The sequence below is a fragment of the Streptosporangium sp. NPDC006013 genome (genome assembly GCF_040614275.1).
In the GTDB taxonomy this organism is placed as follows: domain Bacteria; phylum Actinomycetota; class Actinomycetes; order Streptosporangiales; family Streptosporangiaceae; genus Streptosporangium.
Window position 1 is genome coordinate 1 of record NZ_JBEXUE010000147.1, and the last position, 20,700, is coordinate 20,700.

Annotated in this window: 19 protein-coding genes; 12 read left to right on the top strand and 7 right to left on the bottom strand. The window is 69.9% G+C overall.

Annotated elements, in window-relative coordinates:
* A partial coding sequence (locus ABZ260_RS22560; RefSeq protein WP_355620848.1) for an AAA family ATPase occupies positions 1-1,783 on the bottom strand: 1,783 nt, incomplete at its 3' end.
* A 309-nt stretch (positions 1,784-2,092) separates the two neighbouring features.
* Between ABZ260_RS22560 and ABZ260_RS22565 the strand changes: the two genes are divergently transcribed.
* The 3 genes from ABZ260_RS22565 to ABZ260_RS22575 all read left to right on the top strand — a co-directional run bounded on the left by ABZ260_RS22565 (position 2,093) and on the right by ABZ260_RS22575 (position 4,993).
* The gene (locus ABZ260_RS22565) at positions 2,093-2,962 is read left to right on the top strand and encodes a DUF4394 domain-containing protein (RefSeq protein WP_355620851.1); all 870 of its coding nucleotides are present in this window, start codon (positions 2,093-2,095) and stop codon (positions 2,960-2,962) included.
* Positions 2,963-3,081: 119 nt separating this feature from the next.
* On the top strand, positions 3,082-3,381 hold the full coding sequence (locus tag ABZ260_RS22570; RefSeq protein ID WP_355620854.1) for a hypothetical protein: 300 nt from the start codon (positions 3,082-3,084) through the stop codon (positions 3,379-3,381).
* 61 nt (positions 3,382-3,442) lie between these two features.
* Entirely contained in the window at positions 3,443-4,993 is a 1,551-nt protein-coding gene (locus ABZ260_RS22575; protein ID WP_355620857.1) for a hypothetical protein, read from the top strand.
* 9 nt (positions 4,994-5,002) lie between these two features.
* Here ABZ260_RS22575 and ABZ260_RS22580 read toward each other — a convergent pair whose 3' ends face one another.
* Both ABZ260_RS22580 and ABZ260_RS22585 read right to left on the bottom strand, forming a co-directional pair.
* A complete protein-coding gene (locus ABZ260_RS22580; protein WP_355620860.1) occupies positions 5,003-7,270 on the bottom strand; it encodes a cellulose binding domain-containing protein in 2,268 nt (755 codons plus the stop codon).
* Positions 7,271-7,719: 449 nt separating this feature from the next.
* Positions 7,720-7,902 carry a hypothetical protein gene (locus tag ABZ260_RS22585; protein ID WP_350929815.1) on the bottom strand — a complete coding sequence of 61 codons (183 nt, stop codon included), beginning with the start codon at positions 7,900-7,902 and terminating at the stop codon, positions 7,720-7,722.
* Positions 7,903-7,926: 24 nt separating this feature from the next.
* Here ABZ260_RS22585 and ABZ260_RS22590 point away from each other — a divergent pair, with 24 nt between their 5' ends.
* The 4 genes from ABZ260_RS22590 (at position 7,927) to ABZ260_RS22605 (ending at position 11,999) form a co-directional block, all read left to right on the top strand.
* Positions 7,927-9,066: a transposase gene (locus ABZ260_RS22590; RefSeq protein ID WP_355620863.1), complete on the top strand. Its 1,140-nt coding sequence runs from the start codon at positions 7,927-7,929 to the stop codon at positions 9,064-9,066.
* Positions 9,067-9,239: 173 nt separating this feature from the next.
* Positions 9,240-9,626 (top strand): VOC family protein, encoded by a 387-nt coding sequence (locus ABZ260_RS22595; protein ID WP_355620866.1) that lies wholly within the window; start codon positions 9,240-9,242, stop codon positions 9,624-9,626.
* Positions 9,627-9,934: 308 nt separating this feature from the next.
* Positions 9,935-10,672 (top strand): sulfite exporter TauE/SafE family protein, encoded by a 738-nt coding sequence (locus ABZ260_RS22600; protein ID WP_355620869.1) that lies wholly within the window; start codon positions 9,935-9,937, stop codon positions 10,670-10,672.
* Positions 10,673-10,922: 250 nt separating this feature from the next.
* Entirely contained in the window at positions 10,923-11,999 is a 1,077-nt protein-coding gene (locus ABZ260_RS22605) for a transposase (protein WP_355620872.1), read from the top strand.
* Positions 12,000-12,455: 456 nt separating this feature from the next.
* Here the strand turns inward: ABZ260_RS22605 and ABZ260_RS22610 are convergent, their stop codons facing one another.
* On the bottom strand, positions 12,456-12,980 hold the full coding sequence (locus ABZ260_RS22610; protein ID WP_355558427.1) for a nitroreductase/quinone reductase family protein: 525 nt from the start codon (positions 12,978-12,980) through the stop codon (positions 12,456-12,458).
* Positions 12,981-13,142: 162 nt separating this feature from the next.
* Between ABZ260_RS22610 and ABZ260_RS22615 the strand changes: the two genes are divergently transcribed.
* The 4 genes from ABZ260_RS22615 (at position 13,143) to ABZ260_RS22630 (ending at position 17,451) form a co-directional block, all read left to right on the top strand.
* Positions 13,143-13,799, top strand: coding sequence for a TetR family transcriptional regulator (locus ABZ260_RS22615; protein WP_355620875.1), 657 nt, complete (start codon positions 13,143-13,145; stop codon positions 13,797-13,799).
* Between the two features lie 36 nt (positions 13,800-13,835).
* Complete coding sequence (locus ABZ260_RS22620; RefSeq protein ID WP_355620878.1) at positions 13,836-14,192, top strand: hypothetical protein; 357 nt, start codon at positions 13,836-13,838, stop codon at positions 14,190-14,192.
* 303 nt (positions 14,193-14,495) lie between these two features.
* The gene (locus ABZ260_RS22625) at positions 14,496-16,886 is read left to right on the top strand and encodes an excinuclease ABC subunit UvrA (RefSeq protein WP_355620882.1); all 2,391 of its coding nucleotides are present in this window, start codon (positions 14,496-14,498) and stop codon (positions 16,884-16,886) included.
* A 115-nt stretch (positions 16,887-17,001) separates the two neighbouring features.
* Positions 17,002-17,451, top strand: a complete 450-nt coding sequence (locus ABZ260_RS22630) for a helix-turn-helix transcriptional regulator (RefSeq protein ID WP_355620885.1) — start codon at positions 17,002-17,004, stop codon at positions 17,449-17,451.
* Positions 17,452-17,663: 212 nt separating this feature from the next.
* Here ABZ260_RS22630 and ABZ260_RS22635 read toward each other — a convergent pair whose 3' ends face one another.
* Positions 17,664-18,251, bottom strand: coding sequence for a hypothetical protein (locus tag ABZ260_RS22635; RefSeq protein ID WP_355620888.1), 588 nt, complete (start codon positions 18,249-18,251; stop codon positions 17,664-17,666).
* A gap of 132 nt (positions 18,252-18,383) precedes the next feature.
* Complete coding sequence (locus ABZ260_RS22640) at positions 18,384-18,659, bottom strand: hypothetical protein (RefSeq protein ID WP_355620891.1); 276 nt, start codon at positions 18,657-18,659, stop codon at positions 18,384-18,386.
* Positions 18,660-18,772: 113 nt separating this feature from the next.
* On the opposite strand from ABZ260_RS22640, the gene ABZ260_RS22645 reads away from it, so the two are divergent.
* Positions 18,773-20,134, top strand: coding sequence for a serine hydrolase domain-containing protein (locus tag ABZ260_RS22645; protein ID WP_355620894.1), 1,362 nt, complete (start codon positions 18,773-18,775; stop codon positions 20,132-20,134).
* On the opposite strand, the gene ABZ260_RS22650 is transcribed toward ABZ260_RS22645, so the two are convergent.
* Positions 20,077-20,631 (bottom strand): LysR substrate-binding domain-containing protein, encoded by a 555-nt coding sequence (locus tag ABZ260_RS22650; protein WP_355620897.1) that lies wholly within the window; start codon positions 20,629-20,631, stop codon positions 20,077-20,079. The genes ABZ260_RS22645 and ABZ260_RS22650 overlap by 58 nt on opposite strands.
* Positions 20,632-20,700 lie beyond the last annotated feature (69 nt).

The window sequence follows — 20,700 nt, forward strand, 5'->3', positions numbered from 1 at the left end:
GGCGCTCGGGCATGCCCTCGCGCGAGGGGGTCAGCGCCTCCTGCAGCACCTGGTTGAGGTTGCCCGCCCCGGCCGCGCCCCGGTGCATCGGGGCCAGCACCTGCACGTCGCGGCGTGGGTTGAGGCCGAACCTGCGCGGGATGCGGTTGGTGACCACGTCCACGGTCAGCGCCGCGATCTCCTCGGGTTCCTCGCACGGGAACAGGAAGAAGTCGCTCATGCCCTCCAGGGCCGGGTGCAGGCCGGTGTTGACCCGGTGGGCGTTGACGACGACGCCGGACTCCTGGGCCTGGCGGAAGATGTGGGTCAGCCGTACCCGGGGGATCTCCTTCTCGGCGGCCAGCAGATCGCGCAACACCTCGCCGGCGCCGACCGAGGGCAGCTGGTCGACGTCGCCCACGAAAAGCAGGTGCGTGCCCGGGGCGATGGCCTTGACCAGCTTGTTGGCCAGCAGCAGGTCCAGCATCGAGGCCTCGTCGACCACGACCAGGTCGGCGTCCAGGGGGTTGTCACGATCGAAGGTGGCATCCCCGCCGGGGCGTAGCTGCAGCAGCCGGTGCACGGTGGTGGCCTCGTGGCCGGTCAGCTCCGCCAGGCGCTTGGCCGCCCTGCCGGTGGGCGCGGCCAGGATCACCTTGGCCTTCTTGGCCCGGGCCAGGGTGACGATGGAGCGCACGGTGAAGCTCTTGCCGCAGCCCGGGCCTCCGGTCAGCACCGCGACCTTCTGCGTCAGCGCCAGCCGCACCGAGTGGGCCTGTTCTTCGGCGAGGTCGGCGCCGGTCTGGGTGCGCAGCCATTTGAGCGCGACGTCCCAGTCGACGGAGCCGAAGACCCCCAGCCGGTCGTGCTCGCAGGTCAGCAGGGTGCGCAGGGCGCCCGCCAGGGACAGCTCGGCGCGGTGGAAGGGCACCAGGTAGACCGCGGGGACGGTGCCGTCGCCGACCGGGATCTCCTCGGCGACCACGCCTTCTTCGGCGATGAGCTCCTGCAGGCAGCGCGTGGTCAGCTCGGCGGCGACCTCCAGGATCTTCACCGCGTCGGCGACGAGGTTGGGCGCCGGAAGGTAGCAGTGGCCGTCGTCGGCGGCCTGGGAAAGGGTGTAGCGCAGGCCCGCCTTGACGCGCTCGGGACTGTCGTGCGGGATGCCCACGGCCTGGGCGATGGTGTCGGCGGTCTTGAAACCGATGCCCCACACGTCGTCGGCCAGCCGGTAGGGCTCGCTTTTGACGACGGTGATGGAGTTGTCGCCGTACTGCTTGAAGATCCGGACCGCGATCGAGGTGGACACGCCGACCCCCTGCAGGAAGATCATCACCTCTTTGATGATCTTCTGTTCCTCCCAGGCGACACCGATCATCTTGGTTCGCTTGGGGCCGAGGCCGGGGACCTCGACCAGCCGCTCGGGAGTGGTCTCGATGACCTCCAGGGTCTCGACGCCGAAGTGCTCGACGATCCGCTCGGCCATCTTCGGCCCGATGCCCTTGATCAGCCCGGAGCCCAGGTAGCGCCGGATGCCCTGCACGGTGGCGGGCAGCACGGTGGTGTAGGACCACACCTCGAACTGCTTGCCGTACTTGGGGTGGGAGGTCCAGCGCCCGGTCAGCCGCAGTGACTCGCCGGGCTGGGCTCCCAGCAGCGGCCCGACCACGGTCAGCAGGTCGCTGGAGCGATCGACGGCCACCCTGGCGATGGTGTAGCCGCTCTCCTCGTTGGCGTAGGTGATGCGTTCGAGCACGGCCTCCAGCACGCTGCCGGGAGTGGGGGACGCCGGAGGGGTGTTCATGGCGGGTATTGTGCCGCAGCCGACCTTCGGCTCCAAGCCGGGCTCACCCGGCGACGGCTGCCCCGGGCAGCTGGTTTCGGATTCGCCCCCGCCCTCGCCCGCCCGTGTACCGGGACCGCCGGATGCGAGGTTTCGCCGGTTTCGCCGGGCCCGGTACACAGGCGGGCGAGGTGAATCGCGGACACGCCGGTGTCTCCTCCCCTCTTCGCGGGCCAGACGGGCACCGTGTGTGATGGAGTCTCTCCGATCCGTAACGGCTTTGCCGCCGAAGTCCGGGGCGCACGGCACCCGGCTGCGAAGGAGAGGCACATGCGAAGGACACTCACCGCCCTGATGATGGTGCTGGGCACGGTGGCGACGGCCGGCGCCGCGGCCCCGCCGGCCGCCGGGCGGCCCGGCATCGACGTCATCGGGCTGACCGGCGACCAGCGTCTGGTGGGCTTTGCGATCCGCTCCCCCGGCCGCACGCGTGACCTGGGCAGGATCCGCGGGCTCGACGGCGACACCCGGCTGGTGGGCATCGACTACCGCGTGCAGAACGGCAGGCTGTACGGCGTCGGAGACCGGGGCGGCGTCTACACGCTCAGCGGCCCGGCCAAGGCGGTCAAGGTCTCCCAGCTGACCGTGGCGCTGAGGGGCTACCACTTCGGCGTCGACTTCAGTCCCGCGGCCAACCGGCTGCGTGTGATCAGCGACACCGGGCAGAACCTGCGGCACAACCTCGACGACCCCACGGGCGGCCCGGCCGCCGGGCAGACCGTGGCCGACCGTACGCTGACCCTCCCGCCCGTCCCGCCTGCCGTGGTGGGAACGGTCGCGACCGGTGTGTCGGGTGCCGGATACACCAACAACGACCTCAGCCCGGACACCGCCACGACGCTCTTCGGCGTGAACACCGCCACCGGCCAGGTGAGCCTGCAGTCGCCCGCGGGGGCGGGCACCCTGGTGCAGACCGGCAGCCTGCGGGTGGCCGCGAGCGGCGCGGCGGGTTTCGACGTCTACAGCTCGCTGCGCGACGGAGTCACCGTCTCCAACAGCGCCTTCGCCGCGCTGAAGGTCGCCGGCCGCTACGGGTTCTACGGCATCAACCTGCTCACCGGCGCCGTCAACTACAACTACGGCGCCTTTCCCGCCAACCGCCAGGTCCTCGACATCGCCATCCGGCTCGACCGCGGCTGAGGACGGCCAAAACCGGCCGAGATCACCGTCCGCGCACTCGCGGTGACCTGTGGGGGCCGTCTCCTCGCGAGGGCCGGTCAGTCGAGGACGCAGGTGCGGTCGGTGTCCCAGGAACCGGTGTGTTCGGCGCCCGGGAACTCCTCATGGCGCAGCGGCCGGCCGAGCCGGGGCGCCGCACCGGCACCGTGCTGTCGTCGCCGCCATGGAAGAGCGGTGTCGGCGCTCTGGCCGCCGGTGGGTTGTCGATCGCCTCGAGCCGGTCGAAGTCCACGCCCGCCCGCCGGTTGACGAACGCCACCGGTGCCTGGAGCACACCGTGCGGGCGCAGGGCCGTTGCCGGGCCGGGGTCCATGCCCCCCGGCGGCGCGGACGGTTTCCGCGATCTTGGGTCTTCCCAGCGCCGCATCGGGACGGTATGACGGGGAGGCGCCGTATGCCGGGGGTGGGACGGCCGGTGGACGTCACGACGGGGAGGCCGGCATGACCGTACAGGTGATCATCGAGGCGGTCGGCCGGGCGGAGCTTGCCGCCGAGCGGGTGCGCGAGGTGGCCGCGGCGCACCCCGACGTGCGCGAGCACCTGCGGGTCGCCGACGCCGCAGGGCTGATCGTGGGCCCGGCGGTGGCGCTCGGCCACGATCCAGATGAGAACGCCTCGTTTCGGGCAGCGGTGTTCGATCCGGTCTCCAACCGGGGGGTCGAGCTGCGCGGCACCCTGGACCGGCCCGAGGGGGCGCAGGTGCTGCCCAGTGCCTACCGGCCCAACCCGCGCCCCGAGGAACTGCGGGCCGCGGCGGCGATCCTGCGGGCCGAGGAGCGCTTCCCCGCCGGAGACGACGTGCTGATCTACCAGCCCATGCCGCCCCTGGCCGATCTGGACAACCCCGACGGCACCACCACCCGCCGCCCCACTCTGGGCATCTACCACCCCTCGGGTGAGACCAGGCACCGCATCGTGGCCGTGGACATCGCCGCCGGTGACGTCGACTGGTCCCCCGCCGGTGTCAGTGTCGCGATGCACCCCGGCGACTGTGAGTCGCACCTGCCGGTGGGGGTGGAGAGCCTGCGCGACCAGGGCGGTCCCGACCAGGTGCGGCTGCGCGTCGTCGACGGTGGCACCGAGCTGTGGAGCATGGTCGTGGTGCGGCCCCGGGCCTCCTCACCGGCCAACCCCGGAGACGGCTCCGGGGTCGAGCTGAGGCAGGTGCGCTACCGGGGCAGGCTCGTGCTGCGCCAGGCGCACGTGCCGATCCTCAACGTCCAGTACGAGGAGGACGGCGTCACCTACCGCGACTGGCAGAACCAGGAGACCCGTTTCTCCGCCACCGGCACCGACCCGGTGGGCTGGGGGTGGCGGATCTGCTCGGAGCCTCCGCGCACCATCCTGGAGCGGGGCGACAACGACGCCGGCAACTTCCAGGGCGTGGCCTTCCACCACACGGGCGGTGAGCTGCGCATCGTCAGCGAACTGGCGGCCGGCTGGTACCGCTACGCCTCGGAGTGGCGCCTGAGCGACGAGGGCACGATCAGGCCGCGCTTCGGCTTCGCCGGGGTGCGCAACCCGCGTACCTGCATGCGCCACCGCCACCACGTCTACTGGCGTTTCGACTTCGACGTGGAGGGCTCGGCCAACGACGTGATCGAGCAGTTCGACGACACCGGCTCGACCGTGCCCCAGCCGGTGACGATCGTGCGGGAGGTCGCCAGAAGAAGGCGTCCTCCCGCACTGTTCTGGCAGGTCACCGACAAGACCAGCGGCCGAGGGTGGCGGATACACCCCGGTGAGCACGACAACACCGCAGACCCCTACGGTGTCGCCGACCTGTGGTTCCTGCGCCACCACCCGGCCGAGCTCTACGACGGCAACCCCGGCTCCGACAACCGGGCGATGCTGAACCGCTTCGTCAACGGCGAGAGCGTCAGCGCCACCAACGTCGTCGTCTGGTACGCCGGGCACTTCCGGCACGACCAGAACGAACCCGACCTCCATCAGGGGCACGTCGTCGGCCCCGATCTGGTCCCGCTCCTTTGAGCCCTTCCCTCAGCGCACGTAGACGTTGGGCCTGGGCGGGGCCGACATGCCCGAGCCGATGAAGAAGCTCGGATGCGGCGGCTGGTTGTAGGCGGTGTTCTGCCAGGCGATCGCGGTCCGGTACTGGGTGTCGTGCATCAGGGTGTGGATCCGCCGGTCGGTGACGGCGGTGGTGGTGTAGATCCGCAGCGCGGTGTTGTCGGAGGTGGCCCAGATGACCTCCTCGCGCCAGTCGCCCAGCAGGTCACCCGAGAGTGCCGGGGTGGCCTTGGTGCCGTTGTTGGAGTGCACCCCGCCGGCGGTCAGCAGGCGGGTCTCACCGCTCGTGCCATACTTGTCGATCTTGGTGGCGTCCAGCAGTTCCCGTACCGGGTCGGCGTCCCACCAGGTCAGGAAGTTCGTCGAGGAGGGTTTGCGGCCCACGATCTGGCCGGAGGTGTTGAAGATGCCGTCCCCGCCGGAGGCCGACCACGACTCGGCTCCGGCGCTGCCGGACCAGATGTCGGCCGACACGCCCCGGCCGTTGTCGCCGGCCGAGCCGGTCTGCCACAGGATCTGCCCGGTGCGGGCGTCGGCCATCCACGAGCTGGGCTTGGAGGCATCCTCGTCGACCTTGAACACCTCCAGGCCGCTCCGTGCCGGGTTGAGGTCGCCGACGTGCAACGCGTCCCCGTGGCCGAGGCCGGTGTTCCACAGGACCGTGCCGTTGTCGTTGAGGGTCATCGCCCCGTAGACGATCTCATCCTTGCCGTCGGCGTCGACGTCGGCGACCGAGAGCTGGTGGTTGCCCTGCCCGGTGTAGGCCGATCCCGCGCTGTTGGAGTCGAACTTCCAGCGCTGGGTCAGCGAGCCGTTACGGAAGTCCCAGGCCACCACGACGGTACGGGTGTAGTAGCCGCGGGCCATGATCAGGCTCGGCCGGGTGCCGTCCAGGTAGGCGGTCCCGGCCAGGAACCGGTCGACCCGGTTGCCGTAGGAGTCACCCCAGGCCGAGACCGTGCCGCGGGGCGGGTCGTAGTTGACCGTGGACAGCGCCGCGCCGTTCTGCCCGTTGAACATGGTCAGGTACTCGGGGCCGGACAGGATGTATCCGGAGGAGTTGCGGTAGTCGGCGGAGGAGCTGCCGATCACGGTGCCGGTGCCGTCCACCGTGCCGTCGGCGGTCTTCATCGCGACCTCGGCCCGGCCGTCACCGTCGTAGTCGTAGACCTGGAACTGCGTGTAGTGCGCGCCCGCGCGGATGTTGCGCCCGAGGTTGATGCGCCACATCCGTCCGCCTCCCAGCCGGTAGGCGTCGATGTAGACGTTGCCGGTGTAGCCGGACTGGGAGTTGTCCTTGGCGTTGGTGGGCTCCCACTTGAGGATCACCTCGTGGCGGCCGTCGCCGTCGAGGTCGCCCACGCTGGCGTCGTTGGCGGCGTAGGTGTAGGCGACGCCGTCGGGTGTGGTCCCGCCGGAGGGGGGCTGGATCGCCACGTCGAGGTAGTTGCCGCCGGAAAAGCGCAGGGAGGATTCGGAGGCGGCCTGCTCGGTGCCGCCGGCCACCGCTCGCACGGTGTAGGAGGCGTCGGCCGCGGCGCCGGAGTCGAAGTAGTTGGTGGAGGCGGTGATGGGCGAGGCGTTCACCTTGGTCGAGCCCCGGTAGAGGTTGAAGGCCACGTCCGCAGGGTCGGTGCCCAGCAGGCGCCAGGCGACGAAGTTGCCGCTGCCGGAGCGGGCGCTGATCAGCCCGCGGTCGAGGTCCTCGACCTGCCGGGCGCCGGCGGACGGAGTGGGGGTCACCGTGGGAGTCACCGTGGGAGTGGGCGTGGGAGTCGGGGTGACCGTCGGGGTCGGGGTCGGGCCGGTCGAGCCGGTGCAGGCGACGCCGTTGAGCGTGAACACCGCCGGCGCCGGGTTGGCGGAGTTGTTCCAGGAGGCGTTGAAACCAAAGGAGACGGTGGCGCCGGTGGCGATCGCGGCGTTGTAGCCGGCGTCGGTGGCGCTCACCTGGGTGCCGTTCTGGGTGACGGTGGAGTTCCAGGCCTGGGTCACCTGCTGCCCGGCGGCGAAACTCCAGTTCAGGCTCCAGCCGTTGACCGGGTCACCGAGGTTGGTGAGCGCCACGTTGCCGGTGAAGCCTCCCGACCACTGGGTGGACACCGAGTAGTCGACGCGGCAGCCGGCCGCCGCGGCCTGGGCGACCAGGACCGGAGCCAGGCTCGCAGCGAGCGCGAGCGCGGCCGCCGAGCAGATCACGCGCAGGCGGCGCGGGGGCGGTGGTGATGATCGGGACATGCTCTCCCCTTGTGGTTGAGCGGATACGGGTTCGGAAAGCGCTTTCAGAACCTTCATCACATACCGAAAATCCCCTCCCGGAGCCATCGGAGATGCCGTGGCCTCGGTGCTCAAAGAGGTTCCGGCGCCCGCCGCATCCCTTTCCACCTGCGGCTACCAGGCGCCGGCGAGACGCGGTCCGGCGCCCCTGTGCCCGGTGGCGACTGAAACTTTCACCTGCGCCCGCCCGTGGAGCCCGACACGCCTGCGGGAATTCACGACATGTACTCATAGGCTCTGTGCGGGGCGAGCGCACGGGCCGTACAGCCGTCCGAAACGCACACCACGCGCGGCTTACCTCGCTGTCGGACACTGCGACTAGCGTGTGGCCTTTGGCGGACCCGCTACCGAACTGCGGGCCAGTGCTCCGGCCTTCAGGCCGGGGGTGAAGGCCCGCGCGGGAGTGCCGGCTAAGGCGCGAGCGTGCCCTGACCTTCGGTGTTTTGCTGCTGCTCCCACCATGCGTAGGGCACCAGGACGGCGAAGGGCCGGCCGTTGCGTTCGACGATGGTGTGTTCGCCAAGGTAATGGGCGGCGTTGGCGCGGTCGCCGATGTGTTCACGGATCGCGCGGATTCCCATACGCTCAGTCATAGATCGAACAGTACAATGATTACCGTGCAGCTTCGTTACAACTACCGGGTGTACCCGGACGCCGCCCAGCGCCAGGCGCTGGCGCGGGCGTTCGGGTGCGCCCGCGTGGTGTTCAACGACGGGCTGCGCGTCCGCCAGGAGGCCCACGAGAACGGTTTGCCGTACATCGGCGACGCCGACCTGTCCAAGCGGGTCATCACCCAGGCCAAGCAGACCCCGGAGCGGGCATGGCTGGGCGGGGTCTCGGCGGTGCTGCTCCAGCAGGCGCTCGCGGACCTGAACACCGCCTACCGCAACTTCTTCGCCTCCCTGTCCGGCAAGCGCAAGGGCCGCAAGGTCGCCGTGCCCCGGTTTCGGTCCCGCAAGGACAACCGCCAGACGATCCGGTTCACCAAGAACGCCCGCTTCACGATCACGACGGATGGGAAACTACGGCTGCCGAAGATCGGGGATGTACTGGTCCGCTGGTCACGCTCCCTGCCCGCCGACCCGTCCTCGGTCACGGTGATCAAGGACAGTGCGGGCCGGTATTTCGCCTCGTTCGTGGTCGAGACCACCACCGAGGCGCTGCCCGACTCGCCGAACGAGGTGGGCATCGATCTGGGGCTGACTCACTTCGCGGTCACCTCCGACGGCAAGAAGATCGACAACCCGCGTATCCTGCGGCGCGCGGCCAAGAAGCTCCGCAAGGCACAGAAGGCGCTGAGCCGCAGACAGAAGGGTTCAGCCAACCGGGTCAAGGCCAAACTGAAGGTCACTAAGGCGCACGCCAGGGTGACCGACACCCGCCGCGACTGGGCACACAAGCTCTCCACCACGCTGATCCGCGACAACCAAGCGATCTATGTGGAGGACCTCGCCGTGTCCGGACTGGCCCGCACCCGCCTGGCCAAGAGCGTGCACGACGCCGGGTGGTCACAGTTCGTCGCGATGTTGGAGTACAAAGCCGCCCGATATGGGCGGACGTTCGTCAAGATCGACCGCTGGTTTCCCAGCTCGAAACTGTGCTCGGCGTGCGGAACCGTCGCCGACTCCATGCCGCTGAAGGTCCGGTCATGGGTGTGCGCCTGCGGCGCCGTCCACGACCGTGATGTCAACGCGGCCATCAACATCCTGACCGAAGGACAACGAATCGTCGCCGCTGGACGGAAACCTCCCCGCTGAAAAGCGGGGAGGAGGCGGAGACGTTAAACGCCCGTGGAGGCCAGGTAAGACCACCGCTCGCGGTGGCACAGGCCGATGAAGCAGGAAGCCTCAGAGGTGCCGCGTGACGCGGCACGGGCTGAATCTCCGGCCTTCGGGCCGGAGAGCGCGTCAATTGACCGGGAGGTCCTGGCATGGCCAGTAAGTTCACCGACCTTGCGATCGACTGTGCCGATCCCAACGGTCTCGCCCGGTTCTGGTGCTCGGTCCTTGGCTACGAGGTGCAAGACGAAGGCGATGGAATTGTCACAATTGGCTCCCCTGTGGTGCCTGAAGGCAAGAACCACCTTGGCCCAGTGCCACCGACGTTGACATTCGCGCGCGTGCCCGAGGGCAAGACCGTCAAGAACAGGCTTCACCTCGACGTCAACCCAACCGACAGGGAGCAGGACGAAGAGGTCCGTCGCCTGCTCGACCTAGGTGCTCGACACGCCGACGTCGGCCAAGGCGATGAGAGCTGGGTCGTACTTGCCGACCCAGAGGGGAATGAGTTCTGCGTCCTTGCGGGCCGCCGCCCCTGATCGGAGGCCGCACCCCGCGCCATGCACTGTACGGTCAAAGCAAACGATCTTGCAGATGCGGTGATCGACTGAGCCGGGGGCGGGGAGGACGCCGAAGGCTGGGTGCCTGTGTCGACAGCCACTTCCCCCCGGGGCGAGCGGAGGCCGCGGCCCACCCGGCGGACGCGACCGAAAGGCTTGCGTGACCAGTACCGGGCATCCAGACGGGGCGCCGGCCGAAGACTCCGTCGGCCTGCGCATCATGTACCGTCGCCTCTGACCTCTCACATCCGGTACGCCCCCTTCGTGCCCTGTTTCCGGTGAGGCCGATGCTCTCCCTTGACGCCGTCCAGTGGGTGGTGCTGCTGGCCGCCCTGTTCCTTGTGGGCTTCTCCAAGACCGGTGTCTCCGGAGCGGGGACGGTGGCGATCGCCCTGTTCGCGCTCGTGCTGCCGACCAGGCAGTCCACGGGCATGCTGCTGCCGCTACTGCTTGTCGGCGACGTGGTCGCGGTGTTCTCCTACCGCCGCCATGCCGACTGGCCCAGGCTGATCAGGCTCTTTCCGTGGGTCGCCCTGGGCGTGGTCGCCGGCGCGTTCGTGGTGCGCTGGGTCGACGACGCGCAGATGAGGCGGCTGATCGGCGTGATCCTGGTGGTGATCGTCGTCATGCACCTGTGGAACCGGCGCCGGGCGCAGGAGGACTCCCTCGCCCACCACCGCCCCGTGGCGGCCCTGGCGGGCGTCCTGGCCGGCTTCGCCACCATGACGGCCAACGCCGCGGGGCCCATCATGGCCGTCTATCTCCTGGCGGCGGGCCTGCCGATGCTGGGTTTCCTGGGGACCAGCGCGTGGTTCTTCCTGACGATCAACGCCTTCAAGGTGCCGTTCAGCGTCGCGCTCGGCCTGATCACCCCGGCCACCCTCCTGTTCGCCGCACTGGGCACCCCCGCGGTGCTGGCCGGGGCCGCGGCCGGGCGTGCCGTGATCGGCCGGATCGACCGGACACTCTTCGAACGCATCACGCTGGGGCTCACCCTGCTCGCCGCGGTGCGCCTGCTACTCTGACGTCCCGGATGACGCTTGGATCAGTGCCCGGCGGGAAGCGGCCGGCGCCGAGTGCCATCACCAAGCCGCAGCTGGGCGACCAGGCCGACCAATGCCGTCATCACGTGGACCACGGAGCACTACTCGCCGGCGGTACGAGGGCCGTCTGGGCGTTCACCGGAATTGCAGCGTGGAGGCCCCGTCGTTCACGGCGAGGAGGAAACGCGGGAAAACGGTGCCGCCCGGTAGCGGTGAGTGACAGACTCGATGCGTGCTGGTGACGGAGATGCTGAAACTCGCGCCCTCACCTGAGCAGGGGCGGGCGCTGCTGGCGACGATGCGCGCCTGCAATGCCGCCGCGACCAGAGCCGCCGAGATCGCGTTCGCCCACCGCACCGCGAACAAGATCGCCCTGCAGAAGCTCGCCTACACCGGCCTGCGCCACGAGTACGGCCTGTCAGCGCAGATGGCCGTCCGCTCCATCGCCAAGGCCTGCGAGGCCTACAAACGCGACAAGACCATCAAACCGGTCTTTCGGGAGTTGGGGGCGGTCGCCTACGACCAGCGCATCCTCACCTGGAAGGGCCCTGATGCGGTCAGTCTCCTGACCCTGAGCGGCCGGGTCGTCGTGCCCGTTCTCTACCAGGGCCGGTGGCTGAACAGCGAGGGAGCCATCCTGCAGGGTCAGGCGGACCTCGTCTACCGCGACGGGATGTTCTTCCTCGCCGTGGTCGTCGAGGTCCCCGAACCGGCGCGGCAGCAGGAGCCCAAGGAGTGGCTGGGGGTGGATCTGGGCATCGTCAACCTCGCCACCGACTCCACTGGTAAGCCCTACAGCGGCAAGGGGGTACGGGCGGTGCGGCGGCGCAACGCCCGGCTGCGGGCCCGGCTCCAGGCCAAGGGCACCAAGTCCGCCAAGCGGCTGCTGAAAAGGCGCCGCCGCAAGGAGTCGCGGTTCGCCCGCGACGTCAACCACGTCATCTCCAAACAACTGGTCGGCAAGGCCAAAGACACCCGCGCCGGGATCGCCCTCGAAGACCTCGAAGGCATCCGGGAGCGGGTCACGGTTCACAAGGCTCAGCGTGCCGACCTGCACTCCTGGGGTTTCCACCAGCTCCGGACGTTCGTGACGTACAAGGCCGCCCTGACCGGGGTGGTCGTACGGCTGGTGGATCCGCGCAACACCTCCCGCACCTGCCCGGGATGCGGACACCTCGACAAACGGAACCGTCCCACCAGGGATGAGTTCCGGTGTGTTTCGTGCGGGCTCGCTGGCCCGGCGGATCACTTCGCGGCGATCAACATCGGTCGCCGGGCAGTGCGTCACGCTGCCGACGACGCGGCCTGAACCGTCGAATCCATCGACGGCGAGGAGCTGCAAGCTCGGCCTCTTCAGGGCCGAGAAGTTGACTGCAAGCTGGAGGGGATCTTCGGGCACGACAGTTTCTCCGCTGGTCACAAGGGATATGCGGCGTCCTTCGGACGCCCCGGCAGAACCAGGCTCGTTGTTAAACCAAGGTTTAAGTCAAGCCAGGTTGGCCGTATGCCGGATTCCGACGCGATCGTCACGGAGTCGACCAGATGACGCGCACGGCCTGCGCGAGCGGGTGCTCTGGCGGATGACCTGCGAAACCGCCGCGTGCGAAGGAGATCCTCACCCTGAACGTGGAAGACCTGGACACCGAGTGCCGCGCACGCGGGGGAATCCTCGGTGCGCCTCCTCCCCCTACGAGGCTCACGCACCACATGCCGGGTCGGTCCTGGGCCCCGGTGCGGCATGGGTGGCGCGCGGGATGGGGCAGGGCTATCGGCCAGAACCGGGCGGGGACGCCGACCGGTCGGGCGTGATGCGGAAGACCGGGTACTGCGCGGCGATCTGCTCGAACTCCTCCAGCGGTGCCTGCGGGTCCACCGGGATGTGGGTGCGGCCTCCCGGCGAGCGGGCCAGGTAGCGGCGCAGGATGGGTGCACGGGCTCCGGGATCGACTTCGTCCAGGCGCACCGCCTCGCTGCGGCCGTGCCGCAGCACCGCCCGCCCTTCGGCCGCGCGGACGTTGTGCACCCAGTTGGTGTTCTGGCCGAGCATCGCCACCAGGTAGCGCTCGCCCTGGTGGTCCGCGACGACCAGCGGGAAGGAGATGACGCGGCCGGTACGCCGGCCCGGCACCTGCAGGGTCACCATCCGGTCCGGCTGCAGCACCCCGGCCGCGAACACGGTGGCCCAGACCCGGTTGATCGCCCGCGCCAGGCGGTTGGGCCGACCGCCGCGATACAGCCAGTGGTCCAAGCGGTGCAGGCGTGTGGGTTCGGCTCTCTCGTCGTGTCTCATGTCTGGTGCCCCCTTGTGGATCTGGTCTTGTCGGGATGACCGCGATGCGTGTCTCCCAGCGGAAACGGCCGCCTAATCAGCTGTCGACCTGCCCTGTACAGCGTTCATGAACGTTGTACATGTACGTTGCTTAGGAGATCCTGTGCCGCGTATAGTTGTCAAGTGGCTCCCGAGAAACTGACCCGCCAGGCCGTCATTGAGCAGGCGTTGAGGCTCGCCGACACCGACGGGCTTCAGGCGGTAACCATCCGCCGGCTCGCCGCCGAGCTCGGCGTCACGCCGACGGCGCTGTACTGGCATGTCAAGAACAAGGACGAACTGCTCTCCGCGCTCGCCGACCACCTGCTCGCGGCGCTCGTCGCCGAGGTGGACCCGAACCGGCCTTGGAGCCAGCGCCTGCGCGCGATGATCACCGCGCTGGTGGAACAGACTCGCGCGCACCCATACCTGTCCACCCTGCTGCCGATGATCGACAAGAGTGCGGCCGAGGAATACCGCCGGGCCACTGACACCGCGATCGGGCTGCTTACCGAGGCCGGGTTCACGCTCCAGGAAGCCGACCAGGTGGCCACCTACCTGCTCCTGGGAGCCGCGGCGATGGTGTCCTGCCAGCCCGGCGGCGTGGGAGGCGACGAGGAGAAGGCCGCGGAGCTCAGGCGGCAACATCGCCTCGACCTGGAACGCCTGCCTCCCGGTCGTTACCCCCACCTGGCAGCCTTCGCCGCCACCCTCTCCGCTCCCCCTGACCTTGACGCCTACTACTCCTTCGGCATCGACCTCCTACTGTCCGCTGTGAAGGCCACGGCCCCGAACGGATGAGGAGTTTCCGGCCTTCGCCACCCTTCAGGCCGCCCGGTGACCGCACTCGCTCACGAGATCGGCCACATCGGCCTCGACCCGGTACCCGGCCTGAGGGTCTGTCGGGAGTTCGGACCTTCAGGTGGGTTGGAGGCTTCGGATGAGGCGAGCTTCTGCGCGGCCGTGACCGGGCGGCGGAAGGCGGGCAGTGGCGTCGCCGTGCCGAGCGTGACGCGCCCGGTCGCCGACGCGAGGGCGGCGAGCATGGCCGGCGACACAGGTCCGGCACCTACCGGCACCTACCGGCACCACGCGGCGCGCGCGACGGCGGGGATGCCGCCGTGCGTGGCGAAACAGGTGACCAGACCGATCAGGAATCGAGAAGCGCGGGTCATGGAGCCGCACCTAGCCTGACCACCATGGACATCACCATTCACGCGAGCTTCCTCTCGCACTACGCCCCGGATGCCTCCCCGGCCTTTGGGGCCGGGCCATGCCCGCGACGTGTCCATGATCGAGATCGGCGCGCTGCCGCAGGAGCGGGGTGACCGGTTCGTCGCGCCCCCCGGCCGACACGCTGATCAGGTGGACAGCGGACCGTTGCCGCGACCGCGCCGACGAAGGAGAACCAGACATACTGCTCAAAGCTAGTCAGATCAAGCCAGGCGACGCCGATGGGGACCGTGAAGGCGACCCCGCTTAACAGATGGAGACATGATGAGTATGGCCACGAGGACGGACACGCAGTCGCCTGCGCTGCACATTGCCGACAGCCATGATCTGATCCGCGTGCAGGGCGCACGCGGGAACAACCTCAAGGACGTCAGCGTCGAGATCCCGAAGCGCCGGCTGACGGTGTTCACCGGCGTCTCCGGCTCGGGCAAGAGCTCGCTGGTGTTCGGCACGATCGCCGCGGAGTCGCAGCGGCTGATCAACGAGACCTACAGTGCCTTCGTGCAGGGCTTCATGCCGACGCTGGCACGGCCCGAGGTCGACGTCCTCGAAGGGCTGACGACCGCGATCATCGTCGACCAGGAGCGGATGGGGGCCAACCCCCGCTCCACGGTCGGCACCGTCACCGACGCCAACGCGATGCTGCGCATCCTGTTCAGCCGGCTCGGCCGGCCGCACATCGGCTCGCCCCAGGCCTTCTCCTTCAACGTCGCCTCCATCAGCGGAGCAGGTGCGGTCTCGTTCGAGCGCGGCGGGAAGACTGTGAAGGAGCGGCGCGACTTCAGCATCACCGGCGGCATGTGCCCGCGCTGCGAGGGCATGGGCCGGGTCACCGACATCGACCTGTCCCAGCTCTACGACGACTCCAAGTCGCTCAACGAGGGTGCGCTCACGATCCCCGGCTACAGCATGGACGGCTGGTACGGCCGGATCTTCAGCGGCTGCGGCTTCTTCGACCCCGACAAGCCGATCCGCAAGTACACCAAGGCCGAGCTCCACGACCTGGTCTACAAGGAGCCGACCAAGATCAAGATCGACGGCATCAACCTGACGTACGAGGGCCTGGTCCCGAAGATCCAGAAGTCGATGCTGTCCAAGGACAAGGAGGCGCTGCAGTCGCACGTCCGGGCCTTTGTGGAGCGGGCGGTGACGTTCACCTCCTGTCCCGAGTGTGGCGGCACCCGGCTCAGCGAGGCGGCCCGGTCCTCCAAGATCAAGGGGATCGGCATCGCCGACGCCTGCTCGATGCAGATCAGCGACCTGGCCGACTGGGTGCGCGATCTGGACGAGCCGCCGTTGGCGCCGCTGCTCATCGCACTGCAGCAGTCCCTCGACTCCTTCGTGGAGATCGGGCTGGGCTACCTGTCGCTCGAGCGGCCGTCGGGCACGCTGTCGGGCGGCGAGGTACAGCGCGTCAAGATGATCCGCCACCTCGGCTCCGCGCTCACCGACACCACCTATGTCTTCGACGAGCCCACCATCGGCCTGCACCCCCATGACATCCAGCGGATGAACGACCTGCTGCTGCGGCTGCGGGACAAGGGCAACACGGTGCTCGTCGTGGAGCACAAGCCGGAGACGATCGTGATCGCCGACCACGTCGTCGACCTCGGCCCCGGCGCCGGTACGGCGGGCGGCACCGTCTGCTTCGAGGGCACCGTCGAGGGGCTGCGGGCCAGCGGCACCCTCACCGGCCGCCATTTCGACGACCGGGCCGTCGTCAAAGAGAAGGTGCGCAAGCCCACCGGCAAGCTGGAGATCCGCGGCGCGACGGCGAACAACCTGCGCGACGTCGACGTCGACATCCCGCTCGGGGTGCTCGCCGTCGTCACCGGCGTCGCCGGCTCCGGCAAGAGCTCGCTCGTGCACGGGTCGATCCCCGGCCGCGCGGGGGTGGTCTCGATCGACCAGGGCGCGATCCGCGGCTCGCGACGGAGCAACCCGGCGACCTACACCGGACTGCTCGACCCGATCCGCAAGGCGTTCGCGAAGGCCAACGGCGTGAAGCCGGCGCTGTTCAGCGCCAACTCCGAGGGCGCCTGCCCCACCTGCAAGGGCGCCGGCGTCATCTACACCGACCTGGCGATGATGGCCGGCGTCGCCACCACCTGCGAGGAGTGCGAGGGCAAACGGTTCCAGGCATCGGTGCTGGACCACCACCTCGGCGGCCGCGACATCAGCGAGGTGCTCGCGATGTCGGTGACCGAGGCCGAGGAGTTCTTCGGCGCCGGCGAGGCGCGCACGCCGGCCGCGCACGCCATCCTCGACCGGCTCGCCGACGTCGGGCTCGGCTACCTCAGCCTCGGCCAGCCGCTCACCACGCTGTCCGGCGGCGAGCGGCAGCGGCTCAAGCTGGCCACCCACATGGCCGAGAAGGGCGGCGTCTACGTCCTCGACGAGCCGACCACGGGCCTGCACCTCGCCGACGTCGAGCAGTTGCTCGGCCTGCTCGACCGGCTCGTCGACTCCGGCAAGTCGGTCATCGTCGTCGAGCACCATCAGGCGGTCATGGCGCACGCCGACTGGATCATCGACCTCGGCCCCGGCGCCGGCCACGACGGCGGCCGGATCGTCTTCGAGGGCACACCCGCCGACCTCGTCGCCGCCCGATCCACCCTCACCGGCGAGCACCTCGCGGCCTACGTGGGCACCTGAGCGAGGCCCTCGCGGACACCGTGAGACGAGTTCTCTCATCTGTTTCGACTCGTCCCGACCGATAAAGGAGCGTGTTCAACCTTCACATACAGTCGTATGTGGCACGATCTCACAGGTGACCAGCAGACCCGCCGCGGCGCAGCGCCTGCGCGACCTCGCGCGGCTGCGCCGCGTCCGCGACCGGATCGACCGGGAGTACGCGCAGCCACTGGACGTCGAGGCGCTCGCCCGCGGCGTGAACATGTCCGCCGGGCACCTCAGCCGCCAGTTCCGGCTGGCCTACGGCGAGTCGCCGTACTCGTACCTGATGACGCGGCGCATCGAGCGCGCGATGGCGCTGCTGCGTCGTGGCGACCTCAGCGTCACCGAGGTCTGTTTCGCGGTCGGCTGCTCGTCGCTGGGCACCTTCAGCACCCGCTTCACCGAACTGGTCGGTGTGCCGCCCAGCACCTACCGGCACCACGCGGCGCGCGCGACGGCGGGGATACCGCCGTGCGTGGCGAAACAGGTGACCAGACCGGTCAGGAATCAAGAAGCGCCGGTCACCGAGCCGCACCTGGCCTGACCACCATGGACATCACCATTCACACGAGTTTCCTCCCGCACGACGCCCCGGACGCCTCCCCGGCCTTCTAGCGCGACACCCTCGGCTTCGAGGTCCGCAACGACGCCGGATACGACGGGATGCGCTGGATCTGGGCACGGTACGGCTCGCCCTTCTCGCCGTGGCAGATCTTGCGGGCCAGGGCGTGGCGGCCTTCTTCTGCACGGCAGAGATCAGCCCTGCTTCGGCCTGTGCCATCGCTGGTCGGCGAGGGACCACGCCCTCTCCCACTCGGCGTCACGGTAGCGGTTCAGCAGCACCCGGAGGCCGACCAGGAAGACCAGCAGGATCATCGAGATACACGCCATCACCCCGATCGCGGTGAGCGTGGCGACCGTGACCGTCTCCGCGCGGCTCTGCGGGGGGTCGGTGGGCCTGCCCGCGGCATCCAGCCAGATCTCGGTGCGCGAGCCGACCGGTACCGCCGAGGGGAGCACGACCTGGCCGGTGCGCGGGGTCCCGTTCGCCGCCGTCCAGCGCACCGTGCGCGCCTGCCCGCCGAGGCCGGGCTCCGCCGGGCGGGCCGTGCCCACGACCTCGGCGGCGACCGCCCTCCGGTGGGGGGCGGCGAGCTCGGCTCGCAGGCCGTCCTGGTAGGCCTGCCGGCCGAGTCCGACCGTCGGCCACAGCCCGGCGACGAAAAGCAGCAGGCTCACCAACACGGCGACTGTCTCGATCCGGTCCGAGCGTCTACGCAAAGGGTTGCTGTCGAACCGATGCAGGCGCAGACGGCACCGGATCCGGTAGCCGAAGGAACTCATCAGGCCACCTCCCCCGTGGTGTTGCCTCCACCGTGCGGCGCATGTACCCGGCGTACCAGGGTCTTTGGCTGGCTGTGGGCAGAGCCGAAAGTCCCTCTCCCGGCGAGAGCGGGCGCCGCCGGGCACCTGGTCCTAGCCTCTGCCCGGCTCATCCTCCCCGGTCGTGAGGGGGCTCCAGGTGTCGGTCGGCGGGGCCGGTGTGGGCACGTGGCGCAGGTGGTCGCGGAGTTTGCCGGGGTCGGGGTGATGGTTGACGATGTGCCAGGCGAGTGACCACGGGTAGACGGGTGTGGGGTGGCGGATGGGAATGCGCTTGAGCTCGTGCCTGGTGGGCCAGGCGATACGGGTGCGCGAGCCGCCGAAGGTGGCCAGGGGCGCGGCGGCCGCAGTGGTCGCCGTGGCCGACATCGTCTTCATCGGGGCCGGCGGCGCGCATCTCGCGGAGCCGCCGGCGATGCCCCCCGGGCTCGAGCGGCACTAACCTGGGGGCACTTTTTGTCGTGTCGGGGAGGAGCCCTCTCATGTCGCCGGTTCTGGAGAGTACGGCTCGCGCGCTGCTGCGCAGGGTCGCGGTGGAGCAGTCCCAGGGGCGCCTGCCCTCGCTGGCCGCCGGGGTGGTGCGCGACGGGGAGCTGGCCTGGTTCGGCGCGCGAGGCCGGGTGGAGGGGGCCGCCCCCACCCCCCTCACCCAGTACCGCATCGGCTCGATCACCAAGAGCCTGGTCGCGGTCGTGGTCATGCGCCTGCGCGACGAGGGGAAGGTGGATCTGCTCGACCCGGTCTCCAAGCACATCCCCGGTCTCGGGACCGGCGTCGGCGAGGTGACCGTCGCCCAGTTGCTGTCGCACACCTCCGGGCTGAGTGCCGAGTCGCCGGGCCAGTGGTGGGAGCGGACCCCCGGCGTGCCGGCCGAGGAACTGGTCGCCGCGCTCGGGCCCGACGCAGCCAAGCACCGTCCCGGGCGCCGCTACCACTACTCCAACGTGGGCTTCGCCCTGCTGGGCGAGCTGGTGGCCCGCCACCGCGGCGTGAACTGGGCGCGGGCCGTGGACGAGGAGATCCTAGGGCCGCTGGGCATGCGCGACACCACGCCCCGGCCGCGCGCGCCGCACGCGTGCGGCTACGCCGTGCACCCCTGGGCGGACGTACTGCTGCCCGAACCCGAGCATGACGCCGTCGCCATGGCTCCCGCCGGGCAGCTGTGGTCCACCCCCGCAGACCTTGCCCGGTGGGCGGCGTTCGTGGCCGGCGACACCGGCGGCGTGCTCGCCCCGGCCACCGTGGTGGAGATGCGCGAACCCGCGACCGTCGACGACGGCGACGCCTGGACCGGCGGGTACGGTCTGGGGCTGCAGCTGGCCCGCGCGAACGGCCGCCGCCTGGCCGGTCACACCGGCTCCATGCCGGGCTTCCTGGCCACGGTGTGGGCCGATCCGTCCGACAGGGTCGGCGTGCTGTTCATGGCCAACTCCACCTCGGGTGTCAGCCGCGCTCTGCTGACCGATCTGCTGGCGATCCTCGACCAGCACGAGCCGCGCCTGCCCGAGGAGTGGACGCCCGTCGCCGACAGCGCGGGCCTGCTGGAGCTGACCGGCCCGTGGTACTGGGGGCCCAGCGCGTACGTGCTGCGGCTGCTGCCCGAAGGCGGTGTCTCCCTCAACCCGGTCGGTGGCACCGGCCGGGCCTCCCGGTTCGCCGCCCAGGCCGACGGGACCTGGCTGGGACTGGACGGCTACTACGCGGGTGAGACCCTGCGTGTGGTTCGCGGGCCCGACGGCTCACCCAGCCACCTGGATCTCAACACCTTCGTCTTCACCCGTATCCCCTACGATCCGCGGGCGGAGGTGCCCGGCGGGGTGGACGAGGGCGGCTGGCGCAGCTGAGCGGCGAGTGCGGCGGCCTGGCCTGCGGGCTCGGCGTACAGGACCTCCACCCGGTGCACCACCCGCGGCGCGGTCAGCGGCACCCCCCGCGTCACTCCGGCCGTCACCGAGGCGGGCAGCAGGACCAGGCCGTTCCCCGCGGCGGCCAGATTCAGCACCGTGTGCAGGTCCTCGCCGTCGTAGCGCAGCGCGGCGCGAAACCCGCCCCCGCCGGCCAGCTCGCGCAGCCGCTCCACCGGTACGGCGACCGGCGCCCGCAGCCACAGCGCGTCGGTCAGGTCGGTCAGCGCCAGGCCGTGCCGGTGTGAGAGCGGGTGGCCGGCGGGCAACACCACCATCAGCTCTTCCTCGGCGACCCCGAAGCCTGACAGCGGCCCCACGTCCGGCAGCCGCAACGGATCGCTGGGCGCGGTGATCCCGTCGACGAGGCCGAGGTCGGCCGAGCCCGAGGCGACCTCGCCGGCGACGCGCTCACGTGCGGAACCAGCTCTCCTCACTCTCCCCCTCGGGCAGGGGGAAGGTCGGCATCAGGTTCTTGAAACCGAACATGCCGCTCGGGTCGACCT